General features: G+C 43.4%; 12 protein-coding genes. 8 read left to right on the top strand and 4 right to left on the bottom strand.

The window, feature by feature from the left end; all coding sequences use genetic code 11:
- Nucleotides 1-13: 13 nt before the first annotated feature.
- Nucleotides 14-970 carry an acetyl-CoA carboxylase carboxyl transferase subunit alpha gene (accA, locus tag H8B19_RS03250; RefSeq protein ID WP_186505348.1) on the top strand — a complete coding sequence of 319 codons (957 nt, stop codon included), beginning with the start codon at nucleotides 14-16 and terminating at the stop codon, nucleotides 968-970.
- 74 nt (nucleotides 971-1044) lie between these two features.
- Nucleotides 1045-2295 (top strand): tRNA lysidine(34) synthetase TilS, encoded by a 1251-nt coding sequence (gene tilS / locus H8B19_RS03245; RefSeq protein ID WP_186505347.1) that lies wholly within the window; start codon nucleotides 1045-1047, stop codon nucleotides 2293-2295.
- A 64-nt stretch (nucleotides 2296-2359) separates the two neighbouring features.
- Here the strand turns inward: tilS and H8B19_RS19195 are convergent, their stop codons facing one another.
- The 3 genes from H8B19_RS19195 to H8B19_RS03230 form a co-directional block, all read right to left on the bottom strand.
- Nucleotides 2360-3247: a diguanylate cyclase domain-containing protein gene (locus tag H8B19_RS19195; RefSeq protein WP_186505346.1), complete on the bottom strand. Its 888-nt coding sequence runs from the start codon at nucleotides 3245-3247 to the stop codon at nucleotides 2360-2362.
- A 100-nt stretch (nucleotides 3248-3347) separates the two neighbouring features.
- Nucleotides 3348-4475 carry a patatin-like phospholipase family protein gene (locus H8B19_RS03235; RefSeq protein WP_186505345.1) on the bottom strand — a complete coding sequence of 376 codons (1128 nt, stop codon included), beginning with the start codon at nucleotides 4473-4475 and terminating at the stop codon, nucleotides 3348-3350.
- Between the two features lie 109 nt (nucleotides 4476-4584).
- Nucleotides 4585-5430, bottom strand: a complete 846-nt coding sequence (locus H8B19_RS03230; RefSeq protein ID WP_186505344.1) for an MBL fold metallo-hydrolase — start codon at nucleotides 5428-5430, stop codon at nucleotides 4585-4587.
- 333 nt (nucleotides 5431-5763) lie between these two features.
- Between H8B19_RS03230 and H8B19_RS03225 the strand changes: the two genes are divergently transcribed.
- The 3 genes from H8B19_RS03225 to H8B19_RS03215 all read left to right on the top strand — a co-directional run bounded on the left by H8B19_RS03225 (nucleotide 5764) and on the right by H8B19_RS03215 (nucleotide 10700).
- Nucleotides 5764-6153, top strand: coding sequence for a DUF3718 domain-containing protein (locus H8B19_RS03225; protein WP_186505343.1), 390 nt, complete (start codon nucleotides 5764-5766; stop codon nucleotides 6151-6153).
- 186 nt (nucleotides 6154-6339) lie between these two features.
- Complete coding sequence (locus H8B19_RS03220) at nucleotides 6340-7542, top strand: efflux RND transporter periplasmic adaptor subunit (RefSeq protein WP_186505342.1); 1203 nt, start codon at nucleotides 6340-6342, stop codon at nucleotides 7540-7542.
- Nucleotides 7542-10700: an efflux RND transporter permease subunit gene (locus tag H8B19_RS03215; RefSeq protein WP_186505341.1), complete on the top strand. Its 3159-nt coding sequence runs from the start codon at nucleotides 7542-7544 to the stop codon at nucleotides 10698-10700. The genes H8B19_RS03220 and H8B19_RS03215 overlap by 1 nt, the downstream gene beginning before the upstream one ends.
- A gap of 72 nt (nucleotides 10701-10772) precedes the next feature.
- Here the strand turns inward: H8B19_RS03215 and H8B19_RS03210 are convergent, their stop codons facing one another.
- On the bottom strand, nucleotides 10773-12185 hold the full coding sequence (locus H8B19_RS03210; protein WP_186505340.1) for a M20/M25/M40 family metallo-hydrolase: 1413 nt from the start codon (nucleotides 12183-12185) through the stop codon (nucleotides 10773-10775).
- A gap of 282 nt (nucleotides 12186-12467) precedes the next feature.
- Here H8B19_RS03210 and H8B19_RS19190 point away from each other — a divergent pair, with 282 nt between their 5' ends.
- The 3 genes from H8B19_RS19190 to H8B19_RS03200 all read left to right on the top strand — a co-directional run bounded on the left by H8B19_RS19190 (nucleotide 12468) and on the right by H8B19_RS03200 (nucleotide 16394).
- Complete coding sequence (locus H8B19_RS19190) at nucleotides 12468-12869, top strand: hypothetical protein (RefSeq protein ID WP_338401483.1); 402 nt, start codon at nucleotides 12468-12470, stop codon at nucleotides 12867-12869.
- Nucleotides 12784-13569: a GGDEF domain-containing protein gene (locus H8B19_RS03205; protein ID WP_338401482.1), complete on the top strand. Its 786-nt coding sequence runs from the start codon at nucleotides 12784-12786 to the stop codon at nucleotides 13567-13569. Before H8B19_RS19190 ends, H8B19_RS03205 begins: the two co-directional genes overlap by 86 nt.
- Before the next feature lie 254 nt (nucleotides 13570-13823).
- A complete protein-coding gene (locus H8B19_RS03200; RefSeq protein ID WP_186505339.1) occupies nucleotides 13824-16394 on the top strand; it encodes a M1 family metallopeptidase in 2571 nt (856 codons plus the stop codon).
- The last annotated feature ends 4 nt before the right edge of the window (nucleotides 16395-16398 follow it).

The raw sequence follows: 16398 nt of genomic DNA, 5'->3' as shown, positions 1-16398 counted from the left end.
ATTAGGTAGTAGGATGAATTTGAATTTTCTGGATTTTGAGCAACCAATTGCTGACCTGGAAGCCAAAATTGAAGAATTACAACTGGTCACTCAGAACGGTGATTTCGATGTCAGTATGGAAGAAGATATCACCAAATTACGCGACAAAAGTGCGGAGCTGACCAAAAAGATTTTCTCCGATCTTGATGCATGGCAAGTTGCACGCCTTGCTCGTCATCCACTTCGCCCGTATACGCAGGATTATATCAAGCGTATTTTTACCGACTTTGAAGAACTGGCAGGTGATCGTGCCTATGCCGATGATAAAGCCATTGTTGGCGGTTTGGCCAATTTTGAAGGTCAGCCGGTGATGGTTATTGGACACCAAAAAGGCCGGGATACGCAGGAAAAAATTAAACGTAACTTTGGTATGCCAAAACCAGAAGGCTATCGTAAAGCGCTACGCCTAATGGAAATGGCGGAACGTTTTAATTTGCCGATTATTACCTTCATTGATACACCGGGAGCTTATCCGGGGGTGGGTGCTGAAGAGCGTGGTCAGAGTGAAGCCATTGCGCGTAACTTAAAAGTGATGGCTGGCCTTAAGGTTCCCATTATCTGTACCGTTATTGGCGAAGGTGGTTCAGGTGGTGCACTTGCTATTGGTGTAGGTGACCGCGTGAATATGATGCAATTCAGTACCTACTCGGTTATTTCTCCGGAAGGTTGTGCGTCAATTCTGTGGAAAAGTGCTGAAAAAGCCCCACTGGCTGCAGAAGCGATGGGCGTAAGTGCTGATAAAATCAAAGCGCTGGATTTAATCAATACCATTATTGATGAGCCGTTAGGTGGAGCACATCGTGATTACGATACCACGGCCGCCAATATTCGTGCGACATTAAAACAACAGTTGTCACAACTTAAGAGTCTGGACACTAATCAGTTGCTGGAACAGCGCTACGAGCGCCTGATGTCTTTCGGTTACTGTTAATTCCGATACCGCTGATGGAGCCTGTTCAGCAAGCGGTACTGTCATATTTATCGTGCCCTCCCAGTCACATCATCGTGGCGTATAGCGGAGGGCTTGATTCCTCGGTTTTACTTCATGTTATTGCTCAGTTAAAACCGCAATTTCCTCAACACCAGTTTTCTGCCATCCATGTTCATCATGGCTTAAGCGCCAATGCTGATAGCTGGTTACAGCACTGTCAAAATAACTGTGAGCGTTACGCAATTGCATTCCAGTCAGTCAAAGTGCATGTTAGTGCGGCCAGACGTACCAGTCTGGAACAACAGGCACGTGATGCGCGTTATGCTGCAATCGAACAGAATACATCGCCGGGCTGCCGTATTTTACTGGCGCAACATGCTGATGATCAGCTTGAAACCTTTTTGCTGCAATTAAAGCGCGGAGCCGGGCCCAAAGGATTGGCGTCAATGGCAGCACACATGACAAAAAATCAGCGCGAATATATTCGACCTTTATTGCCAATCAGTCGGGAGCAACTGGAAGAGTATGCTAATTTTCATCAGTTAACCTGGGTTGAGGATGAATCTAACAGCGATAGCCGTTTCGACCGCAATTTTTTGCGCAATGACGTGCTTCCTGTGCTCAAATCGCGTTGGTCCGGATTGTTGAAATCTGTGTCGCGCAGCGCAAACTTATGTGCTGAACAACAGCAACTGTTAGATGAAGTGGCTCTGGAGAAACTGCAACCAATGCTTAAAGCTAATGGTAGCCTGAAAACAGAACTACTTAGCCAACAGAGTCAGCCATGGCAAAAACAGTTGTTAAGGTTGTGGTTTGAGCAAAATAATGTCCCGATGCCAAGCGAAGCCATTATGCAGAATATTGGCCCGCAACTTTTGGCAACTGACAGGCAAAGCGAAGCCGAAATTAGTTGGGCGGGCTGGTCTTTACGTAAGTATCAGGATGCACTTTATCTATTAAACAGCCAAATGATTACACCAATTGATAAGTGTTTTACTTGGACTGGCGAAGATACATTGCAGATCGATCCATGCTTGAAGCTAAAATTTAACACCTTCACTGATGGATTAACCTTGTGTATACCTGCCAATGCAAAAATTGAAATTCGATTCGGACAATTAACCGAACGATTTAAACCCGCAGGCAAATCGCATTCAAAACCGTTAAAACAATGGCTTAAAGGATGGAATGTTCCGCCCTGGCAACGCCAGCGTTTGCCACTTATTTATATTGATGAGAGATTAGCTATGGTGGTGGGATTTGCTGTGGCAGAAGGGGCTGAACAAGGCGAGCGTCAGCTGAATATCAGCCTGGAAACAGCATAAAACCACACGGCAAATTATTGCCGTCCGGATAAGATTGGTAAATCGCTAAAAATGTAATTTAGATTTAAACGCACTTAATGCAATTTTTGCCTGCTTGCTTCGCCGCGTACATGGCTTCATCTGCGCGGTGGAATAATGAAGCACTTGTATCGTCACTTTGATACAGCGCACTGCCTATGCTGCATGTTATACCGTGATTCACCAATAATGGTTGAATGCTCACGCTATTTAGTATTCGAATACACACTCGCTGGTTGAGTACCGGGTCTGCATCTTCCAGCAAACAACAAAACTCATCGCCACCAAAACGAAAAGCATAGTCAGTATCACGTAGGCAGTCTTTTAGCACGTTGGCAAATGCCATCAGAATCTGATCGCCTAATAAGTGTCCATATCTGTCGTTGGCTTGTTTAAAGTGATCAAGATCGATAATCAGTAAACCAAAACTATTGTGGCTACGCATCGAATGGCTGATATGACGGCCAATGGTTTCATTGTACTGGTGGCGGTTGCCCAGACCGGTAAGCTGATCTTTATAACACAAGCGCTTCATCTGCTCATGCTGTAACGCCATTTTTAGCGGGGCCGCAATACATTGTTTTAAATCACGAAGGAGTTGTTGCTGATGGTTACTCAGTGGCAGGTGGCCAGTAATTTTCACTTTAGCGGCTGATTGATAATTTATATCAACTTTATCTTCATCGATAACTGAAAAGCCTAACAGACCGCTTGCATAATCCCGCCCCATAAACTCAACCGTTACCCCTTCTACAGGTAAATGTTTGCGCAGTTGTTCTACATAATTATCCAGCAACTCTTCCATGGTCAGGTTGTTGGTAAAAGACTGCAATATAGAATACAGCTGAAAGTAACTCAGCTGTTTTTCATTGCTGTTCTGAAAGCGGAACACACCATCTGAGCTGTGTTCAAAAACTTGGCCTAATTGATCCACCTAATTAATCCTAACGTTTTATTGACGGAATCGCCGGAATTAACTACAAGATACAAAAATTGTGCCAGTTGATTAGATGTCAGCAACCCCTTTTGAACATCTACAACATTAAAAAGTCGCGGATCTCGTCCTGTCGCGCCATAGCATCGTGGTAGCCAACGTCGATTAAGGCTTCACAAAATTTAGAATCAAATAATAAGTAGCTGGGTAAGCTCGATTCTATGTCGGGCTTCAGGCCCACCATGCGTAACAGAGTACGAATACCCCCTGGCAAGCGGTGATAATAATTGGCCGCTATTTCGTTGAAGTTTTCACTGGGATTTATTTCCAGACACTCTATAGGGCGCAAATGGGTTTGCGCACGCTGTTTGTCTGTCATTAATCCAAGTGTTTCATTGATGCGGTAGGCTCGTTCAAGATCGGCATTTAAGGTGTCGGCAAATATCGTATCCAGTAAATGTCCGGCAATATTTGACGCACTGGGGTATTGTTGATTAACCGATTGCATGTAATTCGGCTCAGGCTGATCCACCCCGATTACAAAAATGCGATTTGCTCCTAAATGTATTGGAGCACTTAAGGGTGACAATTGATGTACTGAGCCGTCACCAAAATAATCATTACCCAGTTTAACCGATGGGAATACCAAAGGAATGGCCGCCGATGCCATTAAATGTTCAACATTTAGCTGGGCCGGGAGTCCGCGACGCTTTGAACGTTCCCAGCCTTCAGCAAACTCGTTGCTTTGGAAAAAACTGATTGAGTCATGACTAGTGTAACTGGATGCCGTTATGCAAATGGCTTTTAAGACACCGCGTTGAATATTATTATCCAGCCGGTCAAAATCGAGCGTTTTGCGAAGTAATTGTCTTAAGGGCTGATTATTAAGTAAGCTGGTGGCGCGCGGCAAGTTATCAGCGTCAGTGCCCTTAAAGTAATTTTTTATTATGTGTCCAAAAACAGCCTGAAAATCACTTTCATAAATTTTTGATGGTGTCAGATTTTTCCACACCCAATCCAGCTTGCGTACTCCCAAATGATAACAGGATGCAAAACAAGCCAGCGTGGTTGCATTGATGGCACCAGCAGAGGTGCCACAAATAATTGGAAAAGGAATGCTTTGATTGCGTGGAAGAAAATTGGTGACGGCTTTTAACACTCCAACCTGATACGCTGCTCTGGCCCCACCGCCCGACAACATCAGCGCAAATTGATTTCTTTCTGTCATATCCAGTAAGCAGTTTTAAAACAAGACCCTACCTTACATTTGGCAGTTAATTAACGCCAGTAAATAAGCGTTAACACCTTAATATTTATCTACTTATCATTGAAATAAATTATATGGAGAAGTCGAATCTCATGCCTTCTGCAGCAGCAAAAACATTCAGCTCAGTTTGAGCGATTTCCACCACTGAGCGACAATGGGATTCAAGCTGCAGCAAGTCATTATCGGTACGGCTGGGATCGTGACTGTATAACGCAAGGTTTTTAGCTTTGCAGGCCAAAGCCAGTTTCACCGCTTCTTCGGCGATAGAGTGCCCCCAACCGGCTTTTGCTGGCATATCTGCAAATAAATACTGAGCGTCGTGAATAAGTAAATCGGCATGTTGGGCGAATTCAACGAATTCGAGAAAATCGGTTTCTTTTTTGTAAGGGGGGTATAACTCGTTATCAGTAATGTAAGCTATTTTTGCTCCATCAGCTTCAATGACGTAGGAACTGCCACTACCGGGATGATTCATATTTAGTCGTGAAATCCTTGCGCCGTGTAGTCGCCAGTTTTTATTAGCGTGATTCACCGGTTTGACACAAATAATGGCAGGTAAATCTTTATAGTTTACCGGAAACAATGTGCCGCTCATTTGCTGAAGAATGGCATCATGTTCGCTAAGTGTTGTCATTCCTGGGGTGATGTGGATTTGCCGCTTGGATTGATAGATAGGCGCAAAAAATGGGAAACCCTGAATATGGTCCCAATGATTGTGGGTTAACAGCAAATGAATGTCACCCGCTTTACGTGCCAGCTGTTTCCCCAGAGGGATAATACCAGTACCCGCATCCAGAATGATATCGGTTCCATTATTAAGCGCTACATGTACACATGCAGTGTTACCGCCGAATTTTATAAAATCGGCACCTGGTGCAGGTGTTGAACCTCTGACACCGTAAAAAGTTAATTCCATCTGGCTTCTCTGGGTGTAATTGCTGTTATTAGTTTATTAAACCAAGTCTTAGCCTAGCACTAAATTAGCAAGCACATATACAGGTAAAAATGACTCAAGTCTGATTAATTATACCTTAATAATAGGCGAAAAGGCTTTATAAAATAGAGGGTTATAGCTTTAGGTTTTATGTTTTACACCTTGATTTAGCTGGTTTTGGGCATAAATATCCTTATATTAGTTATTAAAATATATACCCACGTACATTTTTGCCCTCTGTAAACAAGGCTGCTGTTTTTTTAAACTTCTTTCCGTCAAGACAATCTGTCAAAATTTTAGAGGCGAGTGAGAAAGATGAAAAAATTATTAACTGTAGCTGCATTATCGAGTGTTTTAGTTGCTCCAATGAGTTTCGCTGATGTGAACGAAGATTTGCAGAACATCTGTACTATCGTGAAAAACAACGATAAAGGTGAATTGCGCAAGAAAATGCGTGGTGTGCAAAAAGACTATAATCTGCGTTTGGGTGACTTTTATACTGGTGTTTCATGTGGTGGTAGCAGCCTGATCCGTTATTCAATGCAGAATAATGCGGTTGATGTTGGTACCTACATGATCAAAAAAATGTCGAAGAAAGATTTAGCGCAGGCTGAAGCTGACGGTATGGCGATCAAAGACTGGGCTCAGGCAAACGGCTTTATTGATTCTGAAATCGGTCAGGAACTGGTTTCACGTTTAAACTAAGCAAAAAATACATATAAAAAAGCCCTTTAACGGGCTTTTTTTATACCCAACTCAAAATGAAGTATCACTTTAACTCATTACAATAATTCAGGTTTTTACAAAATTTAACACATACTTCCGGGAAATTTTTATTGATTGGGCTTAGAATTGCACGATCAATAAACAACACTGAGAACTGGAAGTCGTATGAGCGCCCTTAGAATTCGTTCTTTTTTACCCATTATTATTATTCTCGCGGCCGTGGTTGTCCTAATCGCATTAGTGGCGATGAAAAAGCCACCTGAGAAAAAGCCCCATGAAGACAAGGCTTTTCTGGTTGATGTACAAGCTGTTCAAATGCAAAACCTTGACTTCGAAGTAAAATCTCAAGGTACCGTGATTCCCCGTATCAAAACCATCCTCAGTGCTCAGGTAAGTGGCAAAATAGTTAAGGTTTCTCCTGAATTTATTGAAGGAGGCATGTTTAAGCAAGGGGATGTGCTGGTACAACTGGAACAGTCCGATTTTATTACGGATGTGAAAGCCGCTGAGGCAGAACTTGCCAGAGCCCAGGCGTTGCTTGAAGAAGAGCAAGCCAGAGGTAAGGTGGCAGAAGAAGATTGGCGCACTGTTAAAAATTTAACACCCACCGAACTCGGTTTGCGTAAACCACAATTGGCGCAGGAAAAAGCCAGCGTGCGTGCCGCTGAGGCAAACCTCGAACGTGCTCGTCGTAACCTTGAACGTACAAGTATTAAAGCACCGTTTGATGGTTTGGTTGCCAGTAAGAATGCTGATTTGGGACAATTTATTACCACCGGAAGCCAGCTGGGTTTGATTTACGCAACTGATGTTGCTGAGGTACGTTTACCTCTGAGTGATAACGATATGGCGTATCTGGATATACCTGCTCAATCCAGTCAGGGTGGTTTACCCGACGTTACACTGACGGCTAATGTGGCAGGCAAACTGAATCAATGGAAGGGCAGTATTGTGCGCAGTGAAGGGATCGTGGATGAGCAAAGCCGCGTGATTTATGTGGTCGCGCGGGTAGATGATCCGTATGCCAGAGAGTCATCCACAACTCACCTTCCTTTGAAGTTTGGGCGTTTTGTGCAAGCCAGTATTACCGGTGTACAGGCCAGTAATATTGTCACAGTGCCCCGTCATGTTTTGCGTATTGATGGTAGCGTTTTGTTAATGACACCAAAACGCGAACTGGAGATTCGTGAGGTGAATGTACAGCGCACGGATAAGCATTTTGCTTATATAAGCAGTGGTCTTGCCGAAGGTGAAAACATTATCGTTTCCGCGGTTCCTCATCCGGTTAATGGAATGAAACTGAGGCTGGCGGATGATAAACCTCAACATCCGGCATCGGCAGATAAAGAACAAGAGGAACAAAATTAATGAGCCACACTGATACGCATAAAGGCATGATTGCCTGGTTTGCCCGTAACAGTGTTGCGGCTAACCTGTTAATGTGGATTTTAATTGTTGGCGGCCTGATGAGCGCGTTTGCGATTAAGAAGCAGGTTTTTCCTACCTTCCAACTGAATAATATCGTGGTGCGGGTGCCTTATTTGGGCGCAGCACCACAAGAAGTGGAAGAAGGGGTGCTAATTAAAATTGAACAAGCGGTTAAAAATCTTGAAGGCATTAAAAAACTGACCGCCACCGCCAGTGAAGGTATGGGCACGGTGAATATCGAAGTCGAGGATGACTACGACGCGCAAATATTGCTGGATGAAGTGAAAGTTCAGGTAGACGCTATTCCCAGCTTTCCGGAAAACATAGAAAAACCCATTATTTATCGTCAGAAACAAACACAAACTGTGGTTTGGGTAGCCTTATACGGTGATACCACCGAGCGAAATCTAAAAGAACTGGCAAAAGAAATTCGTGATGAAATCGCCAATTTGCCGGGCATTACCAATGTGCAGGTTGTCGGTGATCGCAATTATGAAATGTCGATCGAGATTTCAGAGGCACGTATGCAGGAATATGGACTGACGTTCCAACAGCTGGTTAGCGCTATACGTCAATCGTCCATTGATATTCCTGGTGGTTCGATTCGGTCTGAAGATGGTGATATTTTACTTCGGGCAAAAGGACAGGCTTACACCGGAATACAATTTTCGGATATTGTTCTGGTGACGCGTGCTGATGGAACACGCCTTACTTTGGGTGATATAGCCAAAATTAATGATGGTTTTGTTGAAGACCGCCAGTATGCCTTGTTTGACGGAAAGCGCGCGATTAATGTTCAGGTTAATGCCGTTGGTGACCAGAACGCGCTGAAAATCTCAGAAGCAGTGAATACCTATCTGGCCGCAAAAAAAACACAATTACCGGCCGGTATTTATGCGGACTCGTGGGGGGATAGTTCGTTTTATCTGGCTGATCGCCTCAACATGATGCTGAGTAACATGTTTTTTGGCGCACTGCTGGTATTTCTGGTGCTATCGCTGTTTTTGAAAATACGACTGGCATTCTGGGTTATCGTTGGTTTACCGGTATGTTTTCTTGGCACGTTGCTGCTAATGCCAATGGAATATTTCTCGCTTTCCATCAATATGATCAGTTTGTTTGGTTTTATTCTGGTGCTCGGCATAGTGGTGGATGATGCCATTATTATGGGGGAGTCTGCTTGCAGTGAAATTGACCATAAAGGTCACAGTGCCGACAGCGTTATTGCGGGTGTGAAGAAAGTCGCGATGCCTGCTACATTCGGTGTCTTAACAACTGTAGCTGCTTTTACTCCGATGTTGATGGTTCCGGGTACTTTTGGGGTTATCTGGAAGTCTATCGCCTGGGTGGTGATTTTGTGCCTGGTCTTTTCGTTGATAGAGTCAAAATTAATTCTGCCCGCACACTTAATCCATATGAAAGATGAACCTTATGATCCATCCAAGGCCAATCGTCTGCAAAAAATCCGCGATTATTTTAGTGAAGGTATAAAAACCTTTATTCACTCGTCTTATGTCCCCATGCTTAAAAAAGCGGTGGCAAATCGTTATACCACATTAGCCAGTTTTACCGCGGCGATTATTATTACCATAGGTTTATTTGCCGGTGGGCAGGTACGTTTTGTCTTTTTCCCCAATATTCCCAGTGACTTTATGATGGGCACCATTGAAATGGAACCGGGGTCTTCTATCGCCCAGCGCGATAACGCACTGGATACTTTATTGGCTTCATTAAATAAGATGAATGATCAGCTTAAACAGGAAACCGGGTCTGGTGTTGTGGCTCACTACATGGCGTTCGACCAGGGGACAACAGGCGGTCAGGTATTTGTTGAGTTGTCTAAGGGCGAAACCCGTGACATTGATGCATTTGAGATTCAGGACCGATGGCGTAAAGCCATGCCAGAAATTGCTGGTGTTAAGTCTCTGGATGTCGGTTCTCCGGGGGGCGGACCGGGTGGCGGTGCCGATTTAACCCTGCAATTTACCGGGTCGGATTTAAATGAGCTACGTGAGGCCACAAGCGAATTAAAAGCGCATTTGCGCAGTTTTGCCGGGATCGCAGATGTCAATGATACCTTTGCTGGTGGTAGCGACGAAATTCGTCTTAAAATTAAACCACAGGCAGAGGCACTGGGCTTAAATCTGGATGCGCTTGCAAGACAAGTGCGTTATGGATTTTATGGTGCGGAAGCGCAGCGTATTCAACGTGGCGATGAAGAGCTCAAAGTGATGGTGCGTTATCCAAAAGATGAGCGTAATTCCATTGGAAATCTGGAAAATATGCGTATTCGCACTGCTAATGGTGATGAAGTGCCTTTCTCTGAAGTCGCCGAAATTGAAATGGGCAAAGGTTATGGATCAATTGTCCGGCATGATGGTATGCGTTCTATCACGGTATCAGCCAAGGTTAATAAAGCAGTACTTGAACCGGATAAAGTACTTAAAGAAGTCACAACTGATTTTATCCCTGATTTATTGCAACGTTACCCAAGTATACAGTTTGGTTTGGAAGGAGCATCCAAAGAACAGGCTGAGGCGACGTTTAGTTTGTTAAAAGGATTATTTTTCGCTCTTTTTGCCATTTATGCATTAATGGCCATTCCGCTAAAGTCTTATTCGCAGCCTTTGATCATTATGTCAGTTATACCTTTTGGCATTGTTGGCGCAATTATTGGTCATTTACTGCTGGGTAAGGCTGTAAGTGTATTGTCTTTATGCGGCATTATTGCGTTAACCGGCGTTGTGGTAAACGATAGCCTGATTATGGTCGACTTTGTAAACCGTGCCCGACGAGAAGGGCTGAGTTTACTTGACTCTGTCATACAGGCGGGAGCACAGCGTTTTCGTCCGATTATTCTGACGTCACTGACAACCTTTTTAGGTTTAATGCCTATTGTTCTGGAACGTAGTTTACAGGCGCAAATCGTTATCCCAATGGCTATCTCGCTGGCCTTTGGTATTTTGTTTGCCACTGTTATTACGTTGTTGTTGGTGCCTGCACTTTATCTAATATTAGGCGATTTAAAGTCGGCATTAACACCACGTCACAAACGACAAATAGAGAGTCATCAGATAAACGAGTCAGTTAATAAATAACGACAAAATCATTTAACAGATAAAAAAATGCCGCATGATATGCGGCATTTTTTTAGCATATTATTTTACTTGCTACTTGCGGAAATCCACATCGGATTGTGCGGCAAAATAACTGAACATAGTGTAAATCGCGGTATTCTTTTTCAGTGCATCACGGTTTACTTTATCTAAAGTGTCGTTTGGTGTGTGATGGTAATCGAAATAATCCGAACCATCCGGATCAAAGTTTATTGCTGGCATTCCAGCTCGACCCAACGCACTCATATCCGACTGACCTTTGGCATTGTTTTCGCTCGAGAGTGACACGCCCATTGGTGCTAACAGAGTGGCTAAATCACGAATATTATTTAGTGCAGACGGACCAACTCCCGGTGTGAGCTGATAAATATCACCGTTACCAAAATCCCATTCTGCGCCAATTACGTGGTCCTTCATGTCATCTTTGTGAGCTTTGGCATAGGCGCGGGCGCCAAACAGTCCAATTTCTTCAGCGGCGAACAGAATAACCCGTACAGAGCGTTTAGGACGTTGAGGTAACTGGGCAATATGGTGCACCGCGGCTAACGTCATACCCACACCTATTCCATCATCAATGGCTCCAGTACCCACATCCCATGAATCCAGATGAGCACCAAGCGTAACATATTCATTCGGCAATTCACTGCCGTTGATTTGGCCAATAACATTGTAAGACGTGACTTCTGCGTCCGGTTCAGGATTGGCTGTCAGAGAGAGTGACATTATCACCGGTTTATTACGTTTTAGCTGGTTTAACAGCAAATCTGCATCGGGATTAGATAAGGCCAGCCCTGGAATTTTTTTCACACCGTCCTGGTAACGCATACCTCCGGTATGGGCAACACGGTTAGTATCTGTACCTACTGAACGCATAACATAGGCGATAGCGCCTTTTTCGGCAGCTATTGCCGCGCCTGCACCACGAGCACCCACAGCCATGCCGTAACCATGACCATCAATATGGCGTTCCATGCGATAGGAAACAAACGCAATTTTACCTTTGAGACTATCTGCTTTGGCATCTTTTAATGCCTGTAAGTTTTCAAACTGCACGACAGGTGCTTTCAGTGTTTTCCCATCAGTACCCACACTACCACCTAAAGCAAGCGCTACTAATGTATGAGGGTAGGGAGACTCAATGCTAACCCTGGCTTCACCTCTGTGCCATTTAGGTGTGGCAACCGGCTCTGTCCACACTTTATCAAAGCCAAGTGCTTTCATTTTATTTACCGCCCAGGTTACCGATTTTTTTTCTGCTTCGGTCCCCACCATTCGTGCACCTACCTCAGTGGTCAGAGATTCAATGATTTGATAACTGGTGTCTGAATTTAGGGCGTCTTTTTTAAGGTTTTCAAGTGTCTTTAACTGCTGTGTGTTTAATGTCGCTGCAAGTGCACCCTGGCATAGTAGTGCGCTGCTGGCCGCCAACAAAACAGCACGTTTTAGCGTGTAAGGGATGGAACTCATATATCTTCCTTATTTCTGTTGTTTTTTCATTCACCATCTTACCAATTACACAGGAGAAATTGTGTTTTTAGATAAGCGATTTAACCTGTGAAATAGAAAGTTGGACGGATTGAGCTAAACAATATTGTTGTAAAACAAGATGTTAAATTAGCTAAATGTTAAGCATTATTATCCAGCCATGGTGTGCATTGCTTATTTTTTTAATTTACAATCGATTAACGCCTGATTATGATGGAGCAGGCTGTTTAAGCAGGAGTTGTCAGGTCACTGCCTTCTAAATCAATGGATACAGACGTACAAGACAAAAGCATTCAGCGACGTATAGATATGGATTTGCTCAGCCGCTCCAGTGCTGGCATCGCTATTTATGCAATTGTACTACCTGCTGTTTTCTGGCCTTTCGATTTTTATATTCTGCAGCCTGAGTTAAGTTTATTATTCGCTGGCGGCATGTTTTTTATCAGTGCGTTACGTTATCTGCATAAATTATTAACCAAGCCCTTGTACAATTATTCACCACGCTTGTGGTTGGCTGTCTTTTCATTTTTGTCACTTTCCCACGCAGCCATATTAAGCAGTATTTTTACAATGGCGATTTATGTTTACACCTATTATTCATGTCACGTTTTTGGTAATGGGGGGGATTGCCAGTGGGGCATTAATGGCACTCACACCCAGAATTAAACTGGCGTTATCCAACCTGGCTATTCTTGTTATACCTCCGATTATCACCGGTATGTTTGTTGAAGGGAAATTGCCAATAGCGTCCATGCTGTTGATTTATTCAAGTTATCTGGTGTTATTGGGTATCCGCACTCACAAAGAGTATGTGCGTTCATTTAAAATTGAGGCTCAGCTTGATGCACAAAAAAGCGAGCTGGAACAACTTAATAAAATTGATGCACTAACGCACATTTATAACCGGGGTCACTTTAATAACTATTATGAGCAGCAGTGGCATAACGCAGTGCGTAACAATTTGGAATTATCGCTGATCCTAATTGATGTCGATTATTTTAAGCGCATAAATGACAATTATGGCCATTTATATGGAGATGCTTGTTTAGTTCATTTAGCTTCGATTATTAATGAGGCTGTACAACGTAAAACAGATATGGCCGCGCGGTTTGGTGGTGAGGAATTTGCGGTATTGCTTGGCAGTACAGGTCTGAATGATGCGCTGAAAATAGCTGAGCGTATCCGGATTAATATTGAACAACATCCTTTTGTGCATGAAGAAAAGCCACTTCAGTTAACTGTTAGTCTTGGGGTCGCAGCCATGTACCCCAAAGCCGGGCTTAATCCCAATTGTTTAATTGAGGCGGCAGATTCTGCATTGTATCAGGCCAAATCCTCTGGTCGTAACTGTATATGTGTTAATTAATACTCCCATTTCTAGCATTTTACCTTGACCCAATAACGCATAAATTGGTCGGACAAATCTGTTTACATTCTATTTTGGGCTGAACAGTGGTTGCTAAAATAGCTTGTTGATAAACTCTGACTCAGAGCTGAGTTTGCTCATCACACTCTGTGTAAGGTCAAAGGAGTATCTTACCTTATCAGAATACCTGATTTTGCCGTGTGCATTCGATTTTCACCGCAAAATTCTCACAACAATAAATAATCAGGATATTTATGTTTAAAAAGCTACTATCGGTATTTACGCTTATCGTCAGTACCTTGTTTTTTTCTGTACCCAGTATGGCGGATGTGGATTATCGCTTGCCCAGCAATATTCAACCGACATTTCAAAAAATTAATCTAAAAGTTGACCCTGACAAGCCGGATTACAGCGGCTCTACCATGATTGATATCACGGTTTCCGGATCGGCTGATAAAATTGGCTTTTATCAAATTGATTTAGTGATTGATAAAGCTGAGTTGATTAGTGGTGATACACGTTTGCCTATGACGGTCAGTGCAGGCGATTACCATATGAACTGGGCATCTACAGGTGATACCATCACAGCGGGCAAATATAAATTGGCGCTTACCTTTCATGGTAAAGTAAATACCAGTTCAGATGGTATGTATTTGTCTACGTTTGAAGATCGCAATTATATCTTCACCCAGTTTGAAGATATGCATGCACGTCGTGCTTTTCCAAGTTTCGATGAACCTAGTTTCAAAATTCCCTATCAGTTAACCATTAGCAGCCCTGAAAAAAACACAGTGTTGTCTAACACTCTGGTGGCAAAACGTTCGGTAGCTGATGGCTGGCAAACCGTCACTTTTAATAAAACCAAACCAATGCCAACTTATATTGTGGCCTATGCAATTGGCGAGTTTGATTCTGCACCCATTGAAGGCTTATCTATCCCGGGTCACATTTATACGCCAAAGGGTAAAGCTGACAAAACCAAGTTTATCGCTACGCATACTGCAGAAATTTTAAAGGCGTTAGAATCTTACTTCGGTGCGGCTTATCCTTTTGAAAAAGTAGATTTTATTGCTGTACCTAATTTCACTCACGGTGCAATGGAAAATGCCGGTTTAATTACTTATCGCGACAGTTACTTATTACTGGGGGATAACCCGCGCTTAACTGAGCGTACCGGGCCTCTTAACGTGGTTGCGCATGAATTAGCACACATGTGGTATGGCAACCTGGTCACTATGGCATGGTGGGATGATCTGTGGCTGAATGAAGCGTTTGCATCCTGGATGTCAGGCAAGGTAATGGTGAAGTTATACCCTGAACTGAATACTGTTAATAATCTGGTGCAGGAAGGGGCTTTCCCTGAAGATGCGTTGCCAACCACTCGTCCAATTAAAAAGGTCGTACGTGAAGCGGCAGATGTTATGGATGGCCTTGGACTTAATTACAGTAAAGGTGAATCGATTTTATTAATGGTTGAGAATCTTATTGGTGAAGAAAACTTCCAGAAAGGGATTCAGCAATACATTAAGGATCGGAGCTGGAAAAATGCAGAAGCCAGCGACTTGTGGCGGGCTCTGGGTGCCGTAAGTGATATTGACTTGCCAGCTATGATGAAAACTTACATTGAACAGCCTGGTTATGCACTGATTAACTTCGGTGAAAATGGTCAGGTGACGCAAGAGCGTTATTTATTGTCTGATGAAGGCAATAAAAAGCAGGTGTGGCAAGTTCCACTGTCGGTTAAATACAAACTTAACGGCAAAGTCGAACATATGGCAGTAACCCTGACTCAGCCATCACAAATGATCAGCAAATTAAGTGAAGCGGAATGGGTTTACCCTGATGCCGGTGCATTAGGTTACTTCCGCTGGAACATTCCTGCTGCGCAGCTGGATGCCTTGTTAAACGACACGGATAAGTTATCCAGTCGTGAAAAGAAAAGTTTTATTAATAACATTGGTGCGTTATTTACTGCCGGTAAAGTGAGTTTACAGGAGCAATTTAAAGCTCTGGCGGTGCTGGCAAATGACAGTGACCCTATGGTAGTTCGTACGGTATTTTCACGTATCGGCCAACTGGATTATCTGGTTGATGATTCAAATCGCGAGTTATATGCCAGGTTTGTAGAGAAAATGGCATTGCCCTGGTTTAAAGAACTCGGCACGGTGGAAAAAGAAGGCGAAAGTGACGATCTGATTAAATTGCGTTATTCGGTATTCTCTTTATTGAGCCGCACGTCACACAACAAACAGGTATTGGCAACGGCCAGACAATTAAGTGAATCTTACCTGAAAGATGCCAACTCAGTACCTGCTTCGCTGGCTGGCAATGCCATGGCTATGGTGGCGCGTCATTCCGGACAACAATGGTTTACTACGCTGGAAGACGCATTTAAAGCAACCACCGATGCAAGGGTAAAAGGCACTATTGGTCGTGGGTTTTATTTTGAGCAGCCTGAATTGATTACTAAGGCGTTGGATCTGAATCTGACCGATTATGTGACGCCGGCCAATGTGATCTATGGTTTGTATTACGCCTCTGGACGAATGGATGATAAAACACTGATGTATCAGTGGTTGGTGAAAAACTTTGAGGCATTAACCCAGAAAATGCCTGCTTATCATATTGCACACATGCCGCAATATGTTTCTTCAAGTTGCAGTGTGGGTAATATCACGCTTGCCAAAGACTTCTACAAGGAACGTATGGAAAAATTTGAAGGTATGGCGCGCAGTTTTGAAGTAATGCTGCAAAGCTCGCATCAGTGTGTAGAGTTAAAAGGTAAATATCAGGCTGATTTTACTGAGTTTCTTAAAGCGCAGTAAACAC

The sequence above is a fragment of the Neptunicella marina genome, assembly GCF_014270035.1.
Classification (GTDB): Bacteria; Pseudomonadota; Gammaproteobacteria; order Enterobacterales; family Alteromonadaceae; genus Neptunicella; species Neptunicella marina.
Note: the sequence above shows the minus strand (reverse complement) of the source record. Positions and strands in the feature narration are given on the sequence as shown.

Excerpts from the sequence above, each read along its gene's own strand:
- accA (WP_186505348.1), top strand. The coding sequence starts at position 14 with ATGAATTTGAATTTTCTGGATTTTGAGCAACCAATTGCTGACCTGGAA.
- H8B19_RS03235 (WP_186505345.1), bottom strand. The coding sequence starts at position 4,475 with ATGACAGAAAGAAATCAATTTGCGCTGATGTTGTCGGGCGGTGGGGCC.
- H8B19_RS03230 (WP_186505344.1), bottom strand. The coding sequence starts at position 5,430 with ATGGAATTAACTTTTTACGGTGTCAGAGGTTCAACACCTGCACCAGGT.
- H8B19_RS03225 (WP_186505343.1), top strand. The coding sequence starts at position 5,764 with ATGAAAAAATTATTAACTGTAGCTGCATTATCGAGTGTTTTAGTTGCT.
- H8B19_RS03220 (WP_186505342.1), top strand. The coding sequence starts at position 6,340 with ATGAGCGCCCTTAGAATTCGTTCTTTTTTACCCATTATTATTATTCTC.
- H8B19_RS03215 (WP_186505341.1), top strand. The coding sequence starts at position 7,542 with ATGAGCCACACTGATACGCATAAAGGCATGATTGCCTGGTTTGCCCGT.
- H8B19_RS03210 (WP_186505340.1), bottom strand. The coding sequence starts at position 12,185 with ATGAGTTCCATCCCTTACACGCTAAAACGTGCTGTTTTGTTGGCGGCC.
- H8B19_RS19190 (WP_338401483.1), top strand. The coding sequence starts at position 12,468 with ATGGATACAGACGTACAAGACAAAAGCATTCAGCGACGTATAGATATG.
- H8B19_RS03205 (WP_338401482.1), top strand. The coding sequence starts at position 12,784 with ATGTTTACACCTATTATTCATGTCACGTTTTTGGTAATGGGGGGGATT.
- H8B19_RS03200 (WP_186505339.1), top strand. The coding sequence starts at position 13,824 with ATGTTTAAAAAGCTACTATCGGTATTTACGCTTATCGTCAGTACCTTG.